The organism is Dyella sp., from assembly GCF_036746095.1.
Taxonomy (GTDB): domain Bacteria; phylum Pseudomonadota; class Gammaproteobacteria; order Xanthomonadales; family Rhodanobacteraceae; genus Dyella_B.
On record NZ_DAIOEU010000024.1, the window covers coordinates 40215 to 61157 of the forward strand.

At 63.0% G+C, this 20943-nt stretch carries 19 protein-coding genes; 11 read left to right on the forward strand and 8 right to left on the reverse strand.

Going from position 1 to position 20943, the window contains the following annotated elements; genetic code table 11:
- Positions 1 to 127: 127 nt before the first annotated feature.
- Positions 128 to 901: a DeoR/GlpR family DNA-binding transcription regulator gene (locus V7M64_RS11665; protein ID WP_333679317.1), complete on the reverse strand. Its 774-nt coding sequence runs from the start codon at positions 899 to 901 to the stop codon at positions 128 to 130.
- A gap of 169 nt (positions 902 to 1070) precedes the next feature.
- On the opposite strand from V7M64_RS11665, the gene V7M64_RS11670 reads away from it, so the two are divergent.
- The gene (locus V7M64_RS11670) at positions 1071 to 2075 is read left to right on the forward strand and encodes a polyprenyl synthetase family protein (protein WP_333679337.1); all 1005 of its coding nucleotides are present in this window, start codon (positions 1071 to 1073) and stop codon (positions 2073 to 2075) included.
- 91 nt (positions 2076 to 2166) lie between these two features.
- On the opposite strand, the gene V7M64_RS11675 is transcribed toward V7M64_RS11670, so the two are convergent.
- The 3 genes from V7M64_RS11675 to ubiH form a co-directional block, all read right to left on the reverse strand.
- Positions 2167 to 2961, reverse strand: a complete 795-nt coding sequence (locus V7M64_RS11675; protein ID WP_333679318.1) for a dienelactone hydrolase family protein — start codon at positions 2959 to 2961, stop codon at positions 2167 to 2169.
- A 116-nt stretch (positions 2962 to 3077) separates the two neighbouring features.
- Entirely contained in the window at positions 3078 to 4280 is a 1203-nt protein-coding gene (locus V7M64_RS11680) for a UbiH/UbiF/VisC/COQ6 family ubiquinone biosynthesis hydroxylase (RefSeq protein WP_333679319.1), read from the reverse strand.
- Positions 4277 to 5503: a 2-octaprenyl-6-methoxyphenyl hydroxylase gene (gene ubiH, locus V7M64_RS11685; protein ID WP_333679320.1), complete on the reverse strand. Its 1227-nt coding sequence runs from the start codon at positions 5501 to 5503 to the stop codon at positions 4277 to 4279. Before ubiH ends, V7M64_RS11680 begins: the two co-directional genes overlap by 4 nt.
- 101 nt (positions 5504 to 5604) lie before the next feature.
- On the opposite strand from ubiH, the gene V7M64_RS11690 reads away from it, so the two are divergent.
- Genes V7M64_RS11690 through V7M64_RS11700 form a run of 3 tightly spaced genes read left to right on the forward strand, consistent with a single transcriptional unit; the run spans position 5605 to position 7708 of the window.
- Entirely contained in the window at positions 5605 to 6204 is a 600-nt protein-coding gene (locus V7M64_RS11690) for a hypothetical protein (RefSeq protein ID WP_333679321.1), read from the forward strand.
- A gap of 9 nt (positions 6205 to 6213) precedes the next feature.
- Positions 6214 to 6780, forward strand: coding sequence for a cob(I)yrinic acid a,c-diamide adenosyltransferase (locus V7M64_RS11695; RefSeq protein WP_333679322.1), 567 nt, complete (start codon positions 6214 to 6216; stop codon positions 6778 to 6780).
- 7 nt (positions 6781 to 6787) lie between these two features.
- A complete protein-coding gene (locus V7M64_RS11700) occupies positions 6788 to 7708 on the forward strand; it encodes a histone deacetylase family protein (protein WP_333679323.1) in 921 nt (306 codons plus the stop codon).
- A gap of 66 nt (positions 7709 to 7774) precedes the next feature.
- Here V7M64_RS11700 and msrB read toward each other — a convergent pair whose 3' ends face one another.
- Positions 7775 to 8197, reverse strand: a complete 423-nt coding sequence (gene msrB / locus V7M64_RS11705; RefSeq protein WP_333679324.1) for a peptide-methionine (R)-S-oxide reductase MsrB — start codon at positions 8195 to 8197, stop codon at positions 7775 to 7777.
- Between the two features lie 82 nt (positions 8198 to 8279).
- On the opposite strand from msrB, the gene lptD reads away from it, so the two are divergent.
- The 6 genes from lptD (at position 8280) to V7M64_RS11735 (ending at position 15406) form a co-directional block, all read left to right on the forward strand.
- On the forward strand, positions 8280 to 10754 hold the full coding sequence (lptD, locus tag V7M64_RS11710; RefSeq protein ID WP_333679325.1) for an LPS assembly protein LptD: 2475 nt from the start codon (positions 8280 to 8282) through the stop codon (positions 10752 to 10754).
- 121 nt (positions 10755 to 10875) lie between these two features.
- Entirely contained in the window at positions 10876 to 12228 is a 1353-nt protein-coding gene (locus V7M64_RS11715; RefSeq protein ID WP_333679326.1) for a peptidylprolyl isomerase, read from the forward strand.
- A gap of 23 nt (positions 12229 to 12251) precedes the next feature.
- Positions 12252 to 13247 carry a 4-hydroxythreonine-4-phosphate dehydrogenase PdxA gene (gene pdxA, locus V7M64_RS11720; RefSeq protein WP_333679327.1) on the forward strand — a complete coding sequence of 332 codons (996 nt, stop codon included), beginning with the start codon at positions 12252 to 12254 and terminating at the stop codon, positions 13245 to 13247.
- Positions 13244 to 14035, forward strand: a complete 792-nt coding sequence (rsmA, locus tag V7M64_RS11725; protein ID WP_333679328.1) for a 16S rRNA (adenine(1518)-N(6)/adenine(1519)-N(6))-dimethyltransferase RsmA — start codon at positions 13244 to 13246, stop codon at positions 14033 to 14035. Before pdxA ends, rsmA begins: the two co-directional genes overlap by 4 nt.
- Before the next feature lie 84 nt (positions 14036 to 14119).
- On the forward strand, positions 14120 to 14503 hold the full coding sequence (apaG, locus tag V7M64_RS11730; protein ID WP_333679329.1) for a Co2+/Mg2+ efflux protein ApaG: 384 nt from the start codon (positions 14120 to 14122) through the stop codon (positions 14501 to 14503).
- A 54-nt stretch (positions 14504 to 14557) separates the two neighbouring features.
- Positions 14558 to 15406 (forward strand): symmetrical bis(5'-nucleosyl)-tetraphosphatase, encoded by an 849-nt coding sequence (locus V7M64_RS11735; RefSeq protein ID WP_333679330.1) that lies wholly within the window; start codon positions 14558 to 14560, stop codon positions 15404 to 15406.
- 85 nt (positions 15407 to 15491) lie between these two features.
- On the opposite strand, the gene secA is transcribed toward V7M64_RS11735, so the two are convergent.
- A complete protein-coding gene (secA, locus tag V7M64_RS11740) occupies positions 15492 to 18221 on the reverse strand; it encodes a preprotein translocase subunit SecA (RefSeq protein ID WP_333679331.1) in 2730 nt (909 codons plus the stop codon).
- Positions 18222 to 18402: 181 nt separating this feature from the next.
- On the reverse strand, positions 18403 to 19335 hold the full coding sequence (locus V7M64_RS11745) for a M23 family metallopeptidase (RefSeq protein ID WP_333679332.1): 933 nt from the start codon (positions 19333 to 19335) through the stop codon (positions 18403 to 18405).
- A 30-nt stretch (positions 19336 to 19365) separates the two neighbouring features.
- Here V7M64_RS11745 and V7M64_RS11750 point away from each other — a divergent pair, with 30 nt between their 5' ends.
- Positions 19366 to 19845, forward strand: a complete 480-nt coding sequence (locus tag V7M64_RS11750; protein ID WP_333679333.1) for a DUF721 domain-containing protein — start codon at positions 19366 to 19368, stop codon at positions 19843 to 19845.
- Between the two features lie 202 nt (positions 19846 to 20047).
- Here V7M64_RS11750 and lpxC read toward each other — a convergent pair.
- A partial coding sequence (gene lpxC / locus V7M64_RS11755) for a UDP-3-O-acyl-N-acetylglucosamine deacetylase (protein ID WP_333679334.1) occupies positions 20048 to 20943 on the reverse strand: 896 nt, incomplete at its 5' end.

Sequence of the window (20943 nt, forward strand, 5' to 3'; positions counted from 1 at the left end):
TTTCGAAATCAGAAATGTTCGTTTTCGATCAATTAAAAGCAAAAATGCATGGTAAAGCTCAATTATTCTCGACAATTGATCGTATTCGAACATTTTCGAAGATTGCACGCTGCAATGCGGCGACACCTCAGGCATGGGCGACATGCATCTGCGTGCCAGCCTCGGCCAACACCGCCGCCAGCTCGGCGGGCGGCTCGCTGTCGGTAAACCATGCATGGGCGAGGGAGATGGGCCCCAGGCGGACCAGCGCATTGCGTCCTATCTTGCTGTGGTCAGCCGCCAGGAACACCTGTCGGGAATGCTCGATGATGGCCTGCGCCACGCGCACTTCGTTCAGATCGAAATCGAGCAGGGTGCCATCGAGATCGATGCCGGAAATGCCGATCACGCCGAAGTCCACCTTGAACTGGCGGATGAGCTCGATGGCCGGCTGTCCGGTCACGCCATGATCGCGTCCGCGCACCACGCCACCGGCCACGATCACTTCGAAGCTGGGGTTTTCGCTGAGCATGATCGCCACGTTGAGATTGTTGGTGATCACGCGCAGGCCCTTGTGGTTCATCAGCGCGCGCGCCACGTCTTCATTGGTGGTACCCAGGTTGATGAACAGCGAGGCGTCGTGGGGAATGTGCTGGGCCAGCATGGCGGCGATGCGGCTCTTTTCCTCGTGCAGCAGGTGCTGGCGCTTGGCGTAGGCGAGGTTCTCGACGCTGGACGGCAGGCTTACGCCGCCGTGATAGCGGCGCAACAAGCCTGCATCGCAGAGCGCCGCCAGATCGCGGCGGATGGTCTGCTGGGTGACGTCGAAGTAACCGGCCAGATCTTCCACGGTGGCAAAGCCCTCCTCGCGCACGCGCGCCATGAGTTGCTCCTGCCTGCGGTTGAGTGCCACATCGCCCATCTATCGCTTCCGTTGACGCGCTGGCTGCCATGGTAGCGTGAGCACGCAGCGGCTTGATGGTGCCGAAATACCTCAACTCCTGGGCAAGGCCGGGAGAACTTTCGGGCCGGGTCGCACGTAGCGAGGCCTCCGCCTCTATAATCGAAGTTCTATGTCCAGCCCCAGCCGCATGAACACCTCCGTTCTCCAGACCATCGACCCCGCTCGTGATTTTGCCGGGGTGCGCGCCCTCGCCGAAGGTGACATGCAGCGCATCGATGCCCTGGTCCGCCAACGGCTGGCCTCCGACGTGGTGCTGATCAACCAGATCGCCGACCACATCATTGCCGGCGGCGGCAAGCGCCTGCGCCCCATGCTGCATGCGCTGGCCGCGCGCGCGGCCGGCTACAACGGCGACAAGCACGTCAAGCTGGCGGCGGTGATCGAATTCATCCACACCTCGACCCTGCTGCATGACGACGTGGTGGACGAATCGGACCTGCGCCGCGGCCGCAAGACGGCCAATGCCCTGTGGGGCAACGCGGCCAGCGTGCTGGTGGGGGATTTCCTGTATTCGCGCTCGTTCCAGCTGATGGTGGAACTGGATGACATGCGCATCATGCGCATCCTCGCCGACACCACCAACACCATCGCCGAGGGCGAGGTGCTGCAACTGCTCAACATCGGCAATGCCGACGTCGACGAAGCGGCCTACCTGGCGGTGATCGAGCGCAAGACGGCGGTGCTGTTTGCCGCTGCCACGCAACTTGGCGGCCTGCTGGGCGGCTTGCCGGAAGCACAGGTCGTCGCCTTGCGCCGCTATGGCATGCAGCTTGGCTACGCCTTCCAGATCGCCGACGACCTGCTCGACTACATCAGCGACGCGCGCACGTTGGGCAAGAACATCGGCGATGACCTGGCCGAGGGCAAACCGACCTTGCCGTTGATCTATGCGTTGCAGCGCGTCAGCCCGGAACAAGCCAAAGAGATGCGCCACGCGATTGAGCATGGCGGCTTGGGATCGCTGGATCACATCGTCACGGCCATTCGCGAATCGGGTGCGCTGGAGCGCACGCGCGAATGTGCATTGAGGCATGCGCGTGCGGCGCGTGAGGCGTTGGCCTCATTGCCGTCGTCATCCTATCGGGATGCGCTGACGACACTGGCGGATTATTCGGTGCAGCGGACGTTTTAGTCTTTAACCGCATGGCCGTCATTCCCGCGAAAGCGGGAATGACGGCCATGCGTATGACGCCTTAACCCAAAGCCACGCCTTAAGGCACTACTTACGGCGTCCCGCTGAACGCCGCATGCAACCAGTCGTGCATCAGGCGATAGCTACGCGCCGCCGCCCGCGGATCGTACTTGCAACCGGGCGAATTCTCTTCCGTCTCGGTGAAGCAATGCACGGCATTGCCCAGCACCACGAATTGCCAATCGGCCGAGCTGCCGCGCATTTCATCCATGAACTTGTCGGCATCGGGCATGGTGCCTTTGTCGTCGGCGCCGTTCATCGCCAGGACGCGCGCCTTGATGTTCTTGGCCAGCGCGGGATCGTCCGTGGCAAGGCCGCCATGGAACGACACCACCGCGGCAACGTCAGCGCCGCTGCGTGCAAGATCCAGCACCGCCGTACCACCGAAGCAGAAACCGATGGCCGCCAGCTTGCTGGTATCGATCGGTGCATTCGCCGCCTGCGCCTTCAACTGTGCAAGCGCTTCATCGATGCGCTTGCGCATGACCGCACGGTTGGTATACAGCGGCGCAGTGGCGGCCTTGGCCTGGTCGGCATGACCTGGTTGCGGGCGGGTGTTCTCGCCGTACATGTCGGTGAGCAGGATCACGTAATCCTTGCCGGCAATCATTTCCGCTTTCTTGATCGCCGTGCCGTTGATGCCATACCAGTTCGGCACCATCACCAGGCCGGGGCGCTTGGCATGGCTGGCATCGTCATACACCAGCACGCTCTTGAATTGCGTGCCATCCAAGGTCCACTCCACCGGCCGCTGCACCATCCTGGCCTGCGCGGCGAAGCTCAGGCTGGCAAGTAACGCAAGACAGACTGCTGGAACGAAACGCATACGTGTTTCCTTTGTAGGGTTTAAGGAGACTTCACTGGAACGCATCACCCGGCAAAAGCTGGAATGACGACACAGGCATCCATTTGTTCAAAGCTCTCCGGCGAAAAAAGATGTCGCTAAAGACCAGCGGCGTGCGCAGCCAAACGCCGCTTCAACGGCAACAGGCGATCGACGAGACGAACACCCCATCCACGCGCCGCCACCCATGGCGCGCCTTGCCAAGCATAAATGCGTGCTAGCGCATCGAATCCGTAGGCATCGAGCGTGTCCGCGCTGCGACGTCGGCGCGCATAGCTGCGCAACGTCTGCGACGAAGCGAAATCACGTCCTGCATCGCGCGCAGCGGACAGCACGTCGCGCAGCTCAGCCACATCGCGCAACCCAAGGTTCACACCCTGCCCGGCCAGCGGATGCACGACGTGCGCCGCATCGCCGAGCAACACGAAGCGCTCCGATTGATAGGCATCGGCAAGCTGCAGCTTGAGCGGGAAGGCCGCGCGCTTCGTAGCGGCCATCACGCGTCCAAGGCGAAAATCGCTGGCGACGCCCAGCTCTTTCATGAACGCCTCGTCATCCAGCGACAACACACGCCGTGCTTCCTGTTCCGGCAGTGACCAGACGATGGAACTGCGTCCATCGGCAAGCGGCAGCAGGGCCAGCGGACCGCTGGGAAGAAAGCGCTGCCAGCAGGCATGCGCATGCGGGCGCTCGGTGGTGACGTGCGCGACGACAGCACGCTGGGTGTAATCGCGACCGTGGGTTTTGATACCTGCGCGTTCGCGCAGCGGCGAGCTGCCGCCATCGGCAGCCACCAGCAGTCGCACCGTCACGCTTTCGCCATCGGCCAGTTCCAGTATCACCCGGTCGAAGCGCGCCCCGAAATCCTTGACGGTGGCCGGGCACAGTCGCCGTATGCCGGCGGCATCCAGTGCCTGCCAAAGCTTCCACTGCACCAGGTTGTTCTCGACGATGTAGCCAAGCTGATCGCGCCCTTCGTCGGCGGCATCGAAATCGATGGCCGCGCCATTCCCCGCGTCCCACACGTGCATATGGGCGTAGGCACAGGCACGCGCTTGGCGAATGGACGTCCAGACGTCCAACTCGTCAAGCAGCTTGATCGACGAGGGCGCCAGGCCGACGACGCGCAAATCCACGTCGTCCTGCGATTGCCATGCGGCCGGCTCGCGTGTTTCCAGCAAGGCTGTACTGAAACCGGCACGACTCAGTGCAAGCGCCGCGGCAGCACCTACCATGCCGCCACCGACCACGGCGATGTCCAATGCCGGTGCGCGCCGCTGTGTGGCGGGAATCGTTCTCATGGCACGCGCTCCAGCACCGCGCGCGGGGGCTGGCCGCGGAAACCCATGCCGCGGCGGGCCAGTAGCTTCTGCAGCGGCGGCACGCGGTCGTAGGCCAGCAAGGCGAGCGAGCGGAACGGCGCCAGCCACGGCTCGGGCATGCAGGCGAAGCGCACCAGGTCGTGGCTCATCGCCATGGTGCCGGTGCGATCCGGTGCGCGGCGTGCGGCGTAGCGCTCCAGCAGTTCCTGCGCGCCGGGATCGGCGGCGCCAGCAACCAGTTCGGCCAGCGTCAGCGCGTCGCGCAAGCCCAGGTTGAAGCCTTGCGCGCCGATCGGGTGTACGGTCTGCGCCGCATTGCCCACCAGCACCGCGCGCGGCGCGGTCAAATTACGCGCAGCGACGCGTTTGATCGCATAAGGGTGGCGCCTGCCGGGACGGCTCAGTCGTCCCAGGTGCCAGCCGAAGCGGCGCTGCGCCAGGGCGATGAAATCCGCGTCGCTCATGGCCGTTACGTCGGCCGCCACATCCGAACTCACGGTAAGCACCAGACCGCAGCGGCGCTCCGCCAATGGCAGCATGGCGATCGGGCCTTCGTCGGAAAAGCGTTCCCACGCGCGATTCGCATGCTCCCGCTCTGGCGTGACGGTGCAGACAAACAAGGTCTGCTGGTAGTCGTGCACGTCCGCTTCGATACCGAGCTGCGCGCGCACAAACGATTCGGTACCGTCCGCACCGACCAGCAACGCGGCATCACTATGTTGGATGCCATCGGATGTCTTGATCTGCGCACGCCACCCGTCGGCAAGCTTGATAAGGCTGGTAAGGCTGGCCGGAGCCAGGCGCACCAGCCGCTGGCAGGCGTCCAGCCGGCGCAGCAGCGAAGTGCCGAGTTCGCGCGCTGGCAAGGTCCAACCCAATGCATCGACGCCGTGCCTGGCGGCATCCAACCGCGCGCTGCCGAATTCGCCTGCGCGGCTGACGCGGATGCGACGAATCGGCGTGGCTTGCGCAGCGGCAAGCGGCCACACGCCGATGGCATCGAGCCCATTCACCGTGGCGCGTGCAAGCGCGAGGTTGCGTTCGTCATAGCTGGGCTGCGCATCCGCGCGCGGTGCGGCGGCTTCGACCAAGGTGACGCGGCATCCGGCCGCATCCAGCGCGATGGCCAGGCTGGCGCCGACGAGACCGCCGCCGACCACCAGCACGTTGCCGTCGGGAGCAAAGGGGGGGGAGATGTTCATGGCCGGATGATACGCGGTGCATGCGTACCTACGCATTGGGCTAAACTCCACCGTCTTCGCACCATCCTCTATAAGCCGTCTGCTTTCCTAGGGAGTTCTTCATGGCTACGACACCCACCCAGCGTCTTGGCATTTTCGCGGCGCTCGCCCTGGTCATGGCGGCGACTCGCGTGCACTTGTCGCTGTTTCATCACGATGTATGGGACGCGTCGTGGGGCGTGTTCTTCCTGGCCGGGTTCTGGCTGCGCGGCACCGGCCGCTGGGCGTTCCCGTTACTGATGGCCGAGGCGGTGCTGGTCGACTACCTGGTCATCACGCGCATGGGCATCAGCTTCTGGGATCACTACTGCGTATCGGCCGGCTACTGGTTCCTGATCCCCGCCTATGGCTCGTTGTGGATCGGCGGCAGCTGGCTGGCCAAGCATCAGCGCGGCATCAGGCTTTCCACCCTCGGCATGGCGGCGGCCGCGGTGCTGGTCAGCGAGAATGCCTGCTACGTGATTTCCAACGGCAGCTTCTACTGGCTGAGCGCCCATGTGCCGGCGCCCAAGACCTTTGCCGCCTGGTTCGAGAACCTGGGCGACTGGTACCTGCCGTTCCTGCAGACCATGGCGGTGTACGTGGCGCTCGGCGCCGTGTTGCACGTGCTTGCGGTGCAGTTGGCTCGCCTGTCGCAACACAGCGGCCAGGCGCAGCACTAAGAGTCTGGCGTGGGCAATCGGCTTTCCAAAATCTACACGCGCACCGGTGACGACGGCAGCACCGGCCTGGGCGATGGCTCGCGCGTTGCGAAGGATTCCGCACGCGTCAATGCGTACGGCACGGTGGACGAACTCAACAGCACCATCGGCATGGTGCTGGCGTGCGAGGGCATCGATGCCGACGTGCGCGAAACGCTGACCCAGGTCCAGCACGAGTTGTTCGATCTGGGTGGCGAGCTGTGCATTCCGGGCATGGCAATGATCGAAGATGCCGACATCGATCGCCTGGAACAGGTGCTGGATCGCTTCAACGATCCGCTGCCGCCGCTGAAGGATTTCATCCTGCCAGGCGGCGGCATGGCGGCGTCCTGCTGCCATCTGGCGCGCACCGTGTGCCGTCGCGCCGAGCGCGAAGTGATTGCGCTGGCACGCCTGGAGACGGTGCGGCCGCAGGCACAGCGTTATCTCAACCGATTGTCCGATCTGCTGTTCGTGCTGTGCCGCGTGCTGGCTCGCGGCAGCGGCCATGGCGAGGTGCTGTGGCAGCACGAGCGGCGGCGCAAGCCAGCCGGCTGAGTGGCACATGCTGCAGCTCTACACCCATTCCATCTGCCTGCGGCACGATCCCGGCCCTGGCCATCCGGAATCCCCGGCCCGCCTGCGCGCCGTGCTGGAAGCGCTGGATCAGGATCGCTTCGCTACGGTGGACCGCATCGACGCGCCACGTGCCACACGCGAACAGCTGTTGCGCGTGCACGCTCCGGCGCATGTGGACCGGATCCTGGCAACCACGCCGCAAGCAGACACGGTGCGCCTGGACGAAGACACACTGATGTCGCCTGCTTCGGCCGAGGCCGGGTTGCGCGCAGCCGGTGCACTGGTCGCCGCCGTGGATGCGGTGATGACGGGACCTTCCACGCACGCTTTCTGTGCGGTGCGGCCACCGGGCCACCACGCCACGCCGGACACCGCGATGGGCTTCTGCCTGTTCAACAATGTCGCCGTGGGTGCGGCGCATGCGCTGGCCGTGCATGGCCTGAAGCGGGTGGCGATCGCCGATTTCGATGTGCATCATGGCAACGGTACGCAGGATATTTTCCAGCGCGAGCCGCGTGTGCTGTTTGTTTCCTCGCACCAACAGCCGCTGTATCCGGGCACCGGCAACCCGGATGAGCAAGGCATCGGCAATATCGTCAATGCGCCCTTGTCGTCCGGCGAGGGCTCCTACGAATTCCGCGCGCTATGGAACGATGCGCTACTACCCAGGCTGCATGCCTTCAAGCCGCAACTGGTGCTGATATCGGCCGGCTTCGATGCGCATCAGCGCGATCCGCTGGCGAACCTGCAGCTGCAGACCGAAGACTACGCCTGGATCACCCAGCAACTGGTGGAACTGGCGCGCGCGCATGCCGGCGGCCGGCTGGTGTCGACGCTGGAAGGCGGCTATGACCTGCAGGCGCTGGCGGCCAGTGTCAGCGCCCATGTCAGCGTGCTGATGGACTAGGGCCAGATAGGCGCCGGACCGCAACACGGCACCGGGAAGCCAAGGCAGGCCGGGATTTCATCCCAGCTACGGGCCACGGAAACCCACGTTGGTATCGGGCTCGAAACCCAATGCCACCGAATTGATGCAATAACGCATGCCCGTCGGCTTGGGGCCATCCGGAAAGACGTGTCCCACATGCGAGTCACATACCGCGCAGCGTACTTCCGTGCGATGCATGCCATGGTTCTCGTCTGCCGCGAGGTTGACCGCGGCGCGCTTGATCGGCTGGAAGAAGCTCGGCCAGCCGGAGCCGGAATCGTATTTGGCTTCGGAGGCGAACAGGGGCGCGTGGCACGCCACGCAGGTGTAGGTTCCGGCCTCCTTGTGCTTGCACCACTTGCCACTGAAAGGCGGCTCGGTGGCCGAGCAACGGCATACTGCGTACTGCTGCGGATTCAGGCTTTTGCGCCATTGCTCATCGGTCTTGTAAGGCTTGTGCTGGTTCATACTGCTCCTCGTCGAAGACGCGTGCCGTCCACAGGGCCTTTCTGTTAGCTTAACGCCCCTTCGTCGCCGATTGATCGCCTCCGTGAAGCCCAAGAGCCTGTCGCCCTCGCGTTCTCTGCCTCCACGCCGCCTGCTAGCAATCGCTGCTGCCGCTGCCCTGTTCAGCAGCCAGGGCGCCCATGCTTCATCGCAAACCAAACACCCCAAGGCCACGCTCACCGGCGAGGAAGTGGTCTGCCCCCTCGGCGCCTTCATCTGCCCGCCGCGTCCGGACAACTTCGCCATCTGCCGCCCGAACGGCATGCTGGAGTTCTACGACCCGTTCCTGAGCAAGGATTCAGCGCTGCGCGCCAACGCCAAGACGAACGTATGGGCCGATCACGTGGAGAGTCCCGACCAGGTCATCTATCACCTGAGCGGAAACGTAAAGACCATCCGCGCCGACCAGGAACTGCACGCCGATTTCGCCGACTACAACAGCGACACTTCCGATTACGACGCGCGCGGCAAGGTGAACTACCAGGAGGCTACCCACCTGGTATCGGCCGACCACATTACCGGCAACACCAACGACAGCACCGGCCTGGCTACCGGCAACGTGCGCTTCCAGATGCTGGACTCGCACGGCAACGGCACCGCCGTGCGCGGGCAAATGCTGGATGCGGATCGCAACCGCTACACCATGGCCACCTATTCCACCTGCGATATCGGCCGGCACATCTGGGAAATCCGCGCCAAGCAGATCGACACCAACGACGTTACCGCTCGCGGTGTGGCGAAAGGCGCCACCATGCGCATGTACGGCGTGCCGTTCTTCTATTTTCCGTGGATGACGTTCCCGCTCAACAACGATCGCCAGAGCGGCTTCCTGTTTCCGTATTTCGAGCACACCAGCAGGGCCGGCTACCAGTTCCGCATTCCGTACTACTTCAACCTGGCACCCAATTACGACGCCACGCTGACGCCGCGCTACTACAGCCTGCGCGGCGCGATGCTGTCCGGCGAAGTGCGCTACATGTTTCCGAAAACCAGCGGCCAGTTCGATATCGAGTTTCTGCCGCACGACAACTACAACGATCAGAAATTCGACTCCAACTCGATCAACACGCAGGGGCAGCAGCGCTACCTATACCGTTTCGTCAACAACACCAGCCTCTGGCCAGGATGGTCGCTCAACACCAACATCATGCGAGCCTCCGACCAGAATTATCTGCGCGACTTCGGCAATGATCTGTTCACCCTGTCTACCGAGCTGCTGTACTCCAGCGTCTACCTCAATGGCGGCGGCAACTGGTGGAATGCGTCGATCGGCGGCGACGTGTGGCAGAACGTGGACCCCTCCGAGGCGAACAGCGTGGAGCCCTACAAGCGCCTGCCGCGCGCCACGTTCAACATGGATCTTCCGTTCGCACGCTGGTACGACTTCGGCCTGAACAGTGAAGCGGTGAAGTTCCACAAGTTCAACCAGGTGGAAGGTTCACGCATCGACCTGTATCCCTACGTCGATGCCGATTTCCAGGGTCCGGCATGGTTTATCCGGCCCAAGCTGGCCTACCGCTACACGGACTATTCGCTCGATTCCGGCTATCAGCGCTACAACTATTACGGTCAGGTCGGGACAGCCGGCACTTCACCGTTCACCGAAAGCAATCCCAGCCGTGCGCTGCCGATCGTGAGCCTGGACCAAGGCCTGATCTTCGAACGCAACACCTCGTTGTTCGGCAGCAATTACACGCAGACGCTGGAGCCGCGGCTGTACTACCTGTACGTGCCGTACCGCAACCAGAACAACCTGCCGCTGTTCGATACCGCACCGATGGCATTCGACGACTGGATGCTGTTCGCACCGAACCAGTTCTCCGGCGCGGACCGCCAGATGAACGCGAACAACCTCACTGCCGCCGTTACCACCCGTTTCCTCGACGATGGCGGCGTGGAGCGCATCTCGGCGACGTTCGGCCAGATCCGCTATTTCACGCCGCAGCGCGTGCAAACGCCTTGTACGCTCACCAACACCACTACCAACAACGTCAACGGATGCTCCCCCGCCACCAACTGGAGCGGCTCGGACTACGTGGCCGAGCTCAGCAGCCAGCTCAACGACCAGTGGACGGCCAGCACCGAATACCTGTGGAATCCGAACACGCGCCTCACTGACCTGGGCACGTTCACCTTGCAGCGCCGCCTTGGCTTCGATGGCATCCTCAACTTCTCCTACCGTTTCCGTCGCGGCCTGGTGGAACAATACGACGTCTCGGCGGTCTATCCGCTCTCGGAGCGCTGGCGCCTGATCGGCGAATGGACTTACTCGGAACTGGACAAGCGCACCGTGGAAGCCCTGGCCGGCGTGCAGTACGAAGGATGCTGCGTGAAGGTCAGCGTGGTGGCCCGCCACTACGTGACCGGTTACTACGGCGTGGTCGCTGCCCTGCCGCCAGGCCAGACTGCGCCGGGGAGCGATACCGCCATCATGTTCCAATTGGAATTCAAGGGCCTGGGCACCTTCAGCGGCCAGACGGAGAGCGTGCTGCGGCGTGATATCCTTGGCTATCAATAAGCGCGCCTGAGGCAGCTCGGGCGCCCTCGGAAAAGCGGCCCTCCCAAACCGTTTTTTGAGCCGTTACTTGAGCAACACCGTTACCAACCCTTCGCCACCGGCGACAGAAGGCTGTTCACTGATGAAGCAGATTTTTGCGATGTTCCTGCTGACGATCGTCATGGCGATCCCGTCGCTGGCCCAGGCTCAGCTCCTGGCGCCGCAACCGCAGGACTCGACCAACGGCCCCATCGATCGCATCGTCGCCGTGGTGGAAGACGAGGTGATCCTGCAGAGCGAGCTCAACGATGCCGTCGCCGCCATCCAGCAGCAATACGCCAACCAGCCCGGGCAGCTGCCGCCCATCGACGTGCTGCGCCGGCAGGTGCTCGATCGCCTGGTACTGATGAAGCTGCAGTTGCAGCGTGCCGATGACCAGGGCATTCGCGTTTCCGACTCGGACGTGGACCAGGCCGTGCAGGCAGTGGCCGGGCAGAACAAGATGACAGCCGACCAGCTGCGCGCCGCCGTCGAGCAGAGCGGCATGAGCTACGCCGCCTACCGCCAGCAGTTGCACGATCAGCTGGTGGTGCAGAAACTGCACGAGAACGTCGTGCGCAGCTCGGTATCGGTCACCGACAGCGAGATCAACAACCTGCTCAACAGCCCGAACTACAAGGCTGGCGAAGTGCATCTGGCCCATATCCAGGTCAGCATTCCCGGCGGCGCCTCGGCTGCCGATATCCAGGCCGCGCAGGCCAAGGCCGAGCAGGCGCTCGCCGCGATCAAGGGTGGCATGGCGTTCAAGGCGGCGGCGATCCGCTTCTCCGACGCGCCGGACGCACTAGACGGCGGCGACCTTGGCTGGCGTCGCCTGGATGAAGTGCCCTCGGCCTTCGTCGATACCATCAGCAGCCTCAAGCCCGGTCAGGTCAGCGGCATCCTGCATGGCCCCACCGGCTTCCACATCCTTCAGCTCATCGACCAGCGCGCGCCGTCCAAGCAGATGGTGACGGAGTTCCATGCGCGCCAGATCCTGATCCGCCCGAGCGAGCTGCTGTCGGAAACGCAGGCGCAACAGAAGGCGCAGGACCTGTACAACCGCATCGTCAACAAGCACGAAGACTTCGCCAAGCTGGCGAAGGACAACTCCAACGACGACACCACCGCCAATGCCGGCGGCGACATGGGCTGGTTCCAGCAGGGCGATTGGGGCACGCTGATCGGCCAGAAGCTGGCCGACATGAAGGATGGCGAGATCGCGCCGCCGTTCCAGAGCGAGGCCGGCTGGCACATCTTGCAGCGCCTCGGCACGCGCAACAGCGACATGACCAGCGAGATCGCGCGCAATCAGGCGCGCCAGGCCATCGGCAACCGCAAGGCCGACCAGGCTTATGAAGATTTCCTGCGCGACCTGCGCTCCAGTTCGTACGTGAAGATTCTCGTGCCGGAACTGGAAGAACCCGCATCCGACAACGGCAAGGCATCGTCGTAATGGCGATGTTGCGCGGGTAAGCCGTGAACAGTGTCGCACTGCCACGGCTCGCGCTGACCGCCGGTGAGCCGGCGGGTGTCGGCCCCGAGCTGCTGATCCGATTGGCCGCCACGTCGTTGGCGGCCAATTTCATTGCAATCACCGATCGCGGCTTGCTGGAACGCGCTGCCCAGCGCTGCGGCACGGCGATCCAGCTGCTGGATGATGACGGTGCCGACGTCGAGCAGCGCCCATCCGGCACGCTACGCGTCAAGCATGTCCCGCTGGCCGAGCCGGAAGCGCCCGGCCATCCCGATCCGCGTAACGCCCGCCACGTATTGACTACGTTACGCGAAGCGGCCGATGGATGCCTGAGCGGCCGCTATGCCGCCGTGGTGACGGCACCACTGCAGAAATCCTCGATCAATGACGCCGGCATTCCCTTCAGCGGCCATACCGAATTCTTTGCCGAACACAGCCACGCCGACGTGGTGATGATGCTGGCCAGCCCGCAATTGCGCGTGGCACTGGTCACCACGCATTTGCCATTGCGCGCCGTATCCGCCGCCATCGATGCCGCGTCGCTGGAACGGACGTTGCGCATCGTGCATCGCGAGCTGCGCGCGAAGTTCGGTTTCGACGATCCACGCATCGCCGTACTCGGCCTCAACCCACATGCCGGCGAGGGCGGGCATATCGGCCACGAGGAAATCGAAACAATCATCCCGGTGATGAACACGCTGCGTCAGGAAGGCATGCAATTGCTCGGCCCGGTGCCGGCTGACACGGCGTTCGTTCCTGCCCAGCGCGAACGCTACGACGCCGTGCTGGCGATGTATCACGACCAAGCCTTACCGGTGCTCAAGAGCGAAGCGTTCGATCGCACCGTCAACATCACGCTCGGCCTTCCTTTTATCCGCACCTCCGTCGATCATGGCACCGCCCTCGATCTTGCCGGCACCGGCAAGGCCGATCCTTCCAGCCTGATTGCCGCGGCGCGCATGGCGATGGAACTGGCTGCGCACCGCAAACCATCATGAACGCACCTGCCCGTCCCAAAAAGAGTTTCGGCCAGCACTTTCTGCACGAACGCCGTTACATCGAGCGCATCGTGGCAGCCATCTCGCCGCGTCCGGATGATTTTCTGGTGGAAATCGGCCCGGGCGAAGGCGCACTCACATTTCCGCTGCTCACGGCAGCACGCAAGCTCACCGCGATCGAGCTCGATACCGACCTGATCCCGCGTCTCCAACAACAAGCCGCAGCTATCGGCGAATTGTCGATCGTGCATGCCGATGTATTGAAGGTGGATTTCACGGCGATGGCAGCGCGCGCAGGCGTGTCGCGGCTGCGTATCGCCGGCAACCTGCCCTACTACATCTCCAGCCCCATCCTGTTCCATTGCGTTGATCATGCTGACGCGATCACCGACATGCACTTCATGTTGCAGAAAGAAGTGGTCGACCGCATGGCGGCGGAACCTGGCAGCAAAGTGTACGGACGGCTATCCGTGATGTTGCAACTCGCCTGCCGCGTCGTGCCGTTGTTCGATGTGCCGCCTGGCGCGTTTCGTCCACCGCCGAAAGTGGATTCGTCAGTCGTGCGCCTGCTGCCGATTCCGCTGGAGGAGCGCCACGATGCCAATCCGGCGCGCCTGCATGCGGTCGTGAAAGCGGCCTTTGCGCAGCGGCGCAAGACACTTTCCAACGCACTGCGGCAATTGATGGATGCCGACACGATTCGACAGGCAGATGTCGATCCCAAGGCGCGCGCCGAAACCCTCGCGCCTGACGATTTCGTAAGGCTCGCCAAAATCCCGCCGACTTGAAGCCCGAGGGTTGGGCTCAAGCCGCGATTTGGCCGCGTCCCATCCAGCCTACGTGGCATCCCGAGTCCCGCTACAATGCGATGCATGAAAGACAAATCCCCCTACACGATCGACGTGCAGGTGCAAACCCGTTTTGTCCCTGACCAGTCCGCCCCCGACGAAAACCGCTATGTCTTTGCCTATACGATCAGGCTGCGCAACGCCGGGGGCTTGGCGGCGCGCCTGCTCACTCGCCACTGGGTGATCACGGATGCCAATGGCAAGGTAGAGGAAGTGTTCGGGGAAGGCGTCGTGGGTGAACAACCGTGGATGCGTCCGGGCGACGATTACGAATACACCTCGGGCGCCGTGTTGGAAACTGCCGTTGGCACGATGCAAGGCAGCTATCAGATGATGGCTGACGACGGCACGCGTTTCGAGGCACCGATTCCGACCTTCACCCTGTCCATTCCCCGCACGCTGCATTGATTGCAAGGATACGTCCATGACACGCGCGCGGCAGATTTCAAAGGTGAATCGCTGATGGCTATCTACGCAATCGGCGACGTCCAGGGCTGCTATCCGGAATTGCAGCGCTTGCTGGAAAAGTTGCGCTTCGATCCCGCGGCGGACCAGCTGTGGTTCTGTGGCGATCTGGTCAATCGCGGCGGGCAATCACTCGATACGCTGCGCCTGGTGCATTCGCTGCGTGACAACGCGGTGGTGACGCTCGGCAATCACGATCTCAGCCTGCTGGCCATCGCACAACGCAAGCAAGATGCGCAGGCGCGCGTGAATCCCGAGCTGCGCGAAGTGCTGTTCGCCGAAGATGCACCCATCCTGCTCGATTGGCTGCGCATCCAAAAACTGCTGCATCACGACGAAACCATCGGCTGGACGATGGTGCATGCAGGGCTTGCACCGAGCTGGACGCTGAAGCAGGCGCAACGCTGCGCATTGGAAATCGAACGCGAACTGGCCAGCCCGCGACATCCGCGATTGCTCAAGAACCTGTTCGGCAATCGACCGGCTGCGTGGGCAAGCCGCCTGCAGGGAATCGAGCGCATGCGCGCCTCGATCAATACGCTGACCCGCATGCGTTTCTGCGATGTGAACGGCCGTATCGACTTCGAAGGCAAAGGCGCCCCGGGCACGCAAAAACCGGGCATGTATCCGTGGTTTGAAGTGCCCGGCATACGCAGGCGCGAAACGCGTATCGTGTGCGGACATTGGTCAGCACTTGGCCGCTTCGCCGGCATGGGCGTTTACGGCATCGATACCGGCTGCGTGTGGGGAGGCAAGCTCACTGCGCTGCAGCTGGATGGCGAGGAGCCGCAGTACATCACGGTGGACGCCGAGCCGCATCGGAAGCGGACGCCGGGCGAGGACTGACGACCAGCCTCGGTTGGGGTGCCAACCCCGCCGCCACCATGTTTTCGAGGTCCTGAAGGTGGGGTTTGCACCCCGCCCCCGCGAATCAGCTCAACTGCCCGTGGCAGTGCTTGTACTTCTTGCCCGACCCGCACGGGCATGGATCGTTGCGGCCCACTTTCGGGCCCGTGACGACCGGCTCCAGCGTCGCGGCATCCTGCTGGGACGCCGGTGCGTCCATGCCCAACGCGCCGCCCGCTGGCGCGCCGCCGCCGCTGGCCTGCATCTGGCGCGCCATGCGTTCGGCAAGGCGCTGCTGCTCGGCTTCCATGGCAGCGACTTCTTCCTCGCTGCGGATGCGGATGCGCGCGAGCATCTGGGTGACCTCGGTCTTGATACGCGCCAGCATCTGCGAGAACAGTTGGAAGGACTCGCTCTTGAACGCCTGCTTGGGATCCTGCTGCGCATAACCGCGCAGATAGATGCCCTGGCGCATGTAATCCATGCTGGCAAGATGTTCTTTCCAGGCGTTATCCAGCACGCTCAGCATGATGTGCTTTTCGAGCTGCCGCATGGTTTCCGAACCGATCTGCTGTTCCTTCACCTGGAACATCATATTGATCAGGTCGCGCACATGCTCCAGCACCGTATCGGAATCGGCTTCCGACTGCTGCTCCAGCCACGCCTTGAGTTGGGCCGAGATGCCGAAGTCGCTTTCCAGTTCGCGCTCCAGGCCTGCGATATCCCACTGCTCGTCGATACTTTCAGCCGGTACATATCGGCGCACCAGATCGGTGACCACGTCTTCGCGGATATCGGCAATGGTGGCGGAAACGTCTTCTTCTTCCAGCAGTTCGTCGCGCTGGCGGTAGATCACCTTGCGCTGGTCGTTGGCAACGTCATCGTATTCGAGCAGGTTTTTGCGGATGTCGAAGTTGTGCTGTTCGACTTTGCGTTGCGCCTTCTCGATCTGCCGGCTGATCATGCGATCTTCCAGCGCCTCGTCTTCCTTCATGCCGAAGCGCTTCATCCAGCGGACAAGACCTTCGCCGCCGAAGATGCGCAGCAGGTTGTCCTGCAACGACAGATAGAAGCGCGAGGAACCCGGGTCACCCTGGCGACCGGAACGGCCACGCAGCTGGTTGTCGATACGGCGGGATTCGTGACGCTCGGTGCCGACGATGTGCAACCCCCCGGCGTTGATGACTTGTTCGTGGCGTTTTTGCCATTCCGACTTGACGCGTGCGCGGTCCGCGTCGGTGGCGTCCTCGCCCAGCGCCTGCAACGCCGCTTCCAGGCTGCCGCCAAGCACGATGTCGGTACCGCGGCCGGCCATGTTGGTGGCGATGGTCACGGCGCCGGGCATGCCGGCCTGCGCCACGATGTGCGCTTCGCGTTCATGCTGCTTGGCGTTGAGCACTTCGTGCGGAATCTTTTCCTTGCGCAGCAGGTCGGCCAGTAACTCGGACACGTCGATCGAGGCGGTGCCGACCAGTACCGGCTGGCCGCGGCGGTGGCAATCGCGAATGTCCTCGATCACCGCCTTGTATTTCACGTCCTGGCCGAGGAACACCATGTCCGGGTTGTCTTTGCGGATCATCGGCTTGTGGGTGGGGATCACCACCACTTCCAGGCCGTAGATCGTCTGGAACTCGTACGCTTCGGTGTCGGCCGTACCGGTCATGCCGGCCAGCTTCTTGTACATGCGAAACAGGTTCTGGAAGGTGACCGTGGCCAGCGTCTGGTTCTCGCGCTGGATCGGCACGCCTTCCTTCGCTTCCACCGCCTGGTGCAGGCCATCGGACCAGCGGCGGCCAGCCAGCGTGCGGCCGGTGAATTCGTCGACGATGATCACCTCGCCATCGCGCACGATGTAGTCCACGTCGCGCTGGTAGATCGCATTGGCGCGCAGCGCGGCATTGAGGTGGTGCACGACGGCGAGGTTGCGTGCGTCATACAGGCTGCTTTCCGGATCGATTACCTTCGCCTGTTGCAGCAGTTCTTCGGCGTGCTGCATACCCTCTTCCGAGAGATGCACCTGCTTTTGCTTTTCGTCGACCCAGTAATCGCCCGGGCCGTCTTCCAGCTCCTGGCGCGTCATGCGCGGCACGATCTTGTTCACCGCGATGTAGAGCTGCGGGGAATCTTCGGCCGGGCCGGAGATGATCAGCGGCGTGCGCGCCTCGTCGATGAGGATCGAGTCCACTTCGTCGACGATGGCATAGTGCAGGCCGCGCTGTACGCGCTGGTCCTTGGACAACGCCATGTTGTCGCGCAGGTAATCGAAGCCGTATTCGTTATTGGTGCCGTAGGTGATATCCGCGGCGTAGGCGGCATGCTTGTCGGCTTGCTCCATGCCGGGATACACCACGCCCACGCTCATGCCCAGGAAGTTGTAGAGCTTGCCCATCTGGGCCGCGTCGCGCTTGGCCAGATAGTCGTTCACGGTCACGACGTGGGCGCCCTTGCCTTCGAGCGCATTGAGATACACCGGCGCGGTGCCCACCAGGGTCTTGCCTTCACCGGTACGCATTTCGGCGATCTTGCCCATGTGCAGCACCATGCCACCGATCAGCTGCACGTCGTAGTGGCGCATGCCGAGCACGCGCTTGGCGCCTTCACGGACCACGGCGAAGGCTTCGGGCAGCAGCTTGTCGAGCGCCTCGCCATTGGCCAGCCGCTGCCTGAATTCGTCGGTCTTGCCACGCAGGGCCTCGTCGCTGAGCTTCTCGAACTCAGGCTCAAGCGCGTTGATGCGCGCGACGGTTTTGGACAGCTGGCGCAGTACTCGTTCGTTACGGCTGCCAAAGAGGCTCGTCAGGGCACGATTAAGCATCGATCTTCCGGATCTGGAAACTGTGGACGCCCTACCGGGATCAATCCGGACAGGCAAAGGCTTGATGATACTAGGGTCCGCCAGGTATCCCAAACGCGGGAAAATCACGACGAACCAGGCACAGGGGTGGCGGTACGGCACCCTGCTTTCAAGGGTGCCGCTATGGCGTGTCCGGGATGGCTCAGCGATGGTTCTTGACGTACGCGAGCGGATTGACGACGCGGCCGTTGTGCCAGACCTCGAAGTGCACGTGCGAACCGGTGGAGCGGCCACTGGAGCCGGCCTCGGCGATTTCGTCACCTACGCGCACGTGCTGGCCGGGATGCACCAGCAACTTGCTGTTGTGGGCATAACGGGTCATGTAGCCGTTGCCATGGTCGATTTCCACCACGTTGCCATAACCGCTGCGTACGCCAGCATAGGTCACCATGCCCTCGGCCACGGTATGCACCGCGCTGCCGTAGGGCACCGCGATGTCCAGGCCTGTATGACGAGCGGCCCGACCGTCAAAGGGATCGGCACGAACACCAAAGTAGGAAGAGATATAGCCGTCTGCCGGCATGCCGGTGGGCTTGAGGTTTGAATCGATGCGCGCATTGAGCAGCAAGCTCTGCATCGCGCTCAATTGCGCCTGCTGGGTTTCGAACTGGGTCGCCAACTGGCTGATCCCGCTATCCAGCGTCTGCGGCAAGGCATAAGCGCTGCTGCCGTCGGTGACTTCCACACCGCCGACCGGCGGCGGTTGGTCGAAGTTGAATTCGTTGCTGTCGAGCTTGCCCACCTGGACCAGGCGTTCGCCCAGGGCGTTGATTCGTGTGGCCTGGGCCTGCAGCTGACCGAGCTTGATGGCCAGTGCATCGAGCTGGCGGTGCGCGTCATCGCGCAACTCGCCCAACTGCTTGTCCTGCATCTTCACCTGCTGGTGCAGCGAGTCGATCTCGACCAAGGCGCGATCACGGGGACTGGCCACTGCCAGCGCAATACCGGCGCCGATACTCGCCAACGCCAACACCACCGCCGCACCGATTCCGCATACACGCCAGCGCAAACGGGAGTTGGTGAGGTCCAGAGTTTTCGGCACCTTCCCTGCGCGAGAGACGAGTATGATCTGCATGTCGTTTCCGGTTCGAAATTGTCACTACTGATGCAACGCGAAGTACCCGCTTCCCACCGCACCGGTCACGGGCCGCAACCCATCACCGAGGTCGGTCCTGTCGCTGCGCTGGCCCGCAAGGCTGGCAAGCTGGAAGCGTTGGACCGCGCATTACGCCAGACGTTGCCATCGCCCCTGCGCGAGCAGGTCAGGTTCGCGAATCTGCGCGACGATCGCCTTGTCTTCCTGGCTTCCTCGCCGGCCTGGGCATCGCGTTTGCGCTTGCAACAGGCGCAAATCCTCGCTGCCGCACGCGCCATCGGCGCTCATGCCAGCTCAGTTACCGTGAAAGTGGCCCCCCTTCCTCCGCCCGACCCGCAGCCGGAGCAATCAAAACCGCTTTCCCCCGCCGCAGCGCTTCACCTGGAGGCGGCCGCGGGCTCCATCCAAGACCCCGAGTTGCGGGCCATGTTCCTGGCATTGGCGTCCGTCGCCGAAACTGCTGATTCCACCCCCTCCGCAACGCCCTGAGCTGGCGGTGCCCGCTCATGGGAGAGGCGTACAGCTGCCTGTCACGATGCGGAAGGAGGTTTTATACCACGGGCCGCCCCATCCAGGTCTCTATGCCGCGTGGTCATAACGTGAATCAGAGGGCGATCAAAGCGTGATGTGGCCCGCAGAAATGAAGAGACCGGGCTCGATGGCCCGGTCTCGCAGATGGAAAGTCGCTTTTTCAGATCGCCTGGGCGGGATGTGCGTAGGAGATCGGGGCGGTGGCCGGATCGTCCTGATAGCTGACCTCTTCCCATGCCGTGACGTCGGCCATCAGCGTGCGCAGCAGCTTGTTGTTCAGTTCGTGACCGGATTTGTGCGCGTAGTACGCACCGATCAAGCTGTGGCCAAGCAGGTACAGATCGCCGATCGCATCGAGGATCTTGTGCTTGACGAATTCATCTTCGTAGCGAAGACCGTCTTCGTTGAGCACGCGATAGTCATCGAGCACCACCGCGTTATCCATCGAACCGCCGAGCGCGAGGTTGTGTTCGCGCAGCATCTCGATGTCGCGCATGAAGCCGAAAGTGCGTGCGCGACTCACTTCCTTGACGAAGGAAGTGGTGGAAAAGTCGATCTCCGCGCGCGAGGTACGCTTGGAAATGATCGGGTGGTTGAACTCGATCGAAAAACCGACCTTGAAGCCTTCAAATGGCTCAAAACTGGCCCATTTGTCGCCTTCCTGCACCCTTACCGGCTTCTTGATGCGGATGAAGCGCTTCGGCGCGGGCTGTTCTTCGATGCCAGCCGATTGCAGCAGGAAAACGAATGGACCGGCGCTGCCGTCCATGATGGGAACTTCCGGCGCGGACAGATCGACATACGCATTGTCGATGCCCAGACCTGCCATCGCCGATAACAAATGTTCCACGGTAGAAACACGGACGTCACCGTTCGCCAGCGTAGTGGACAAACGTGTGTCACCCACGTGATCGGGACGTGCATGGATTTCAACCGGAGGATTGAGATCGGTGCGACGGAAGATGATGCCGGTATTCGGCGCCGCCGGACGCAATGTCATATAGACCTTGTCGCCGGTATGCAGACCGACGCCGGTGGCACGAATGATGTTCTTCA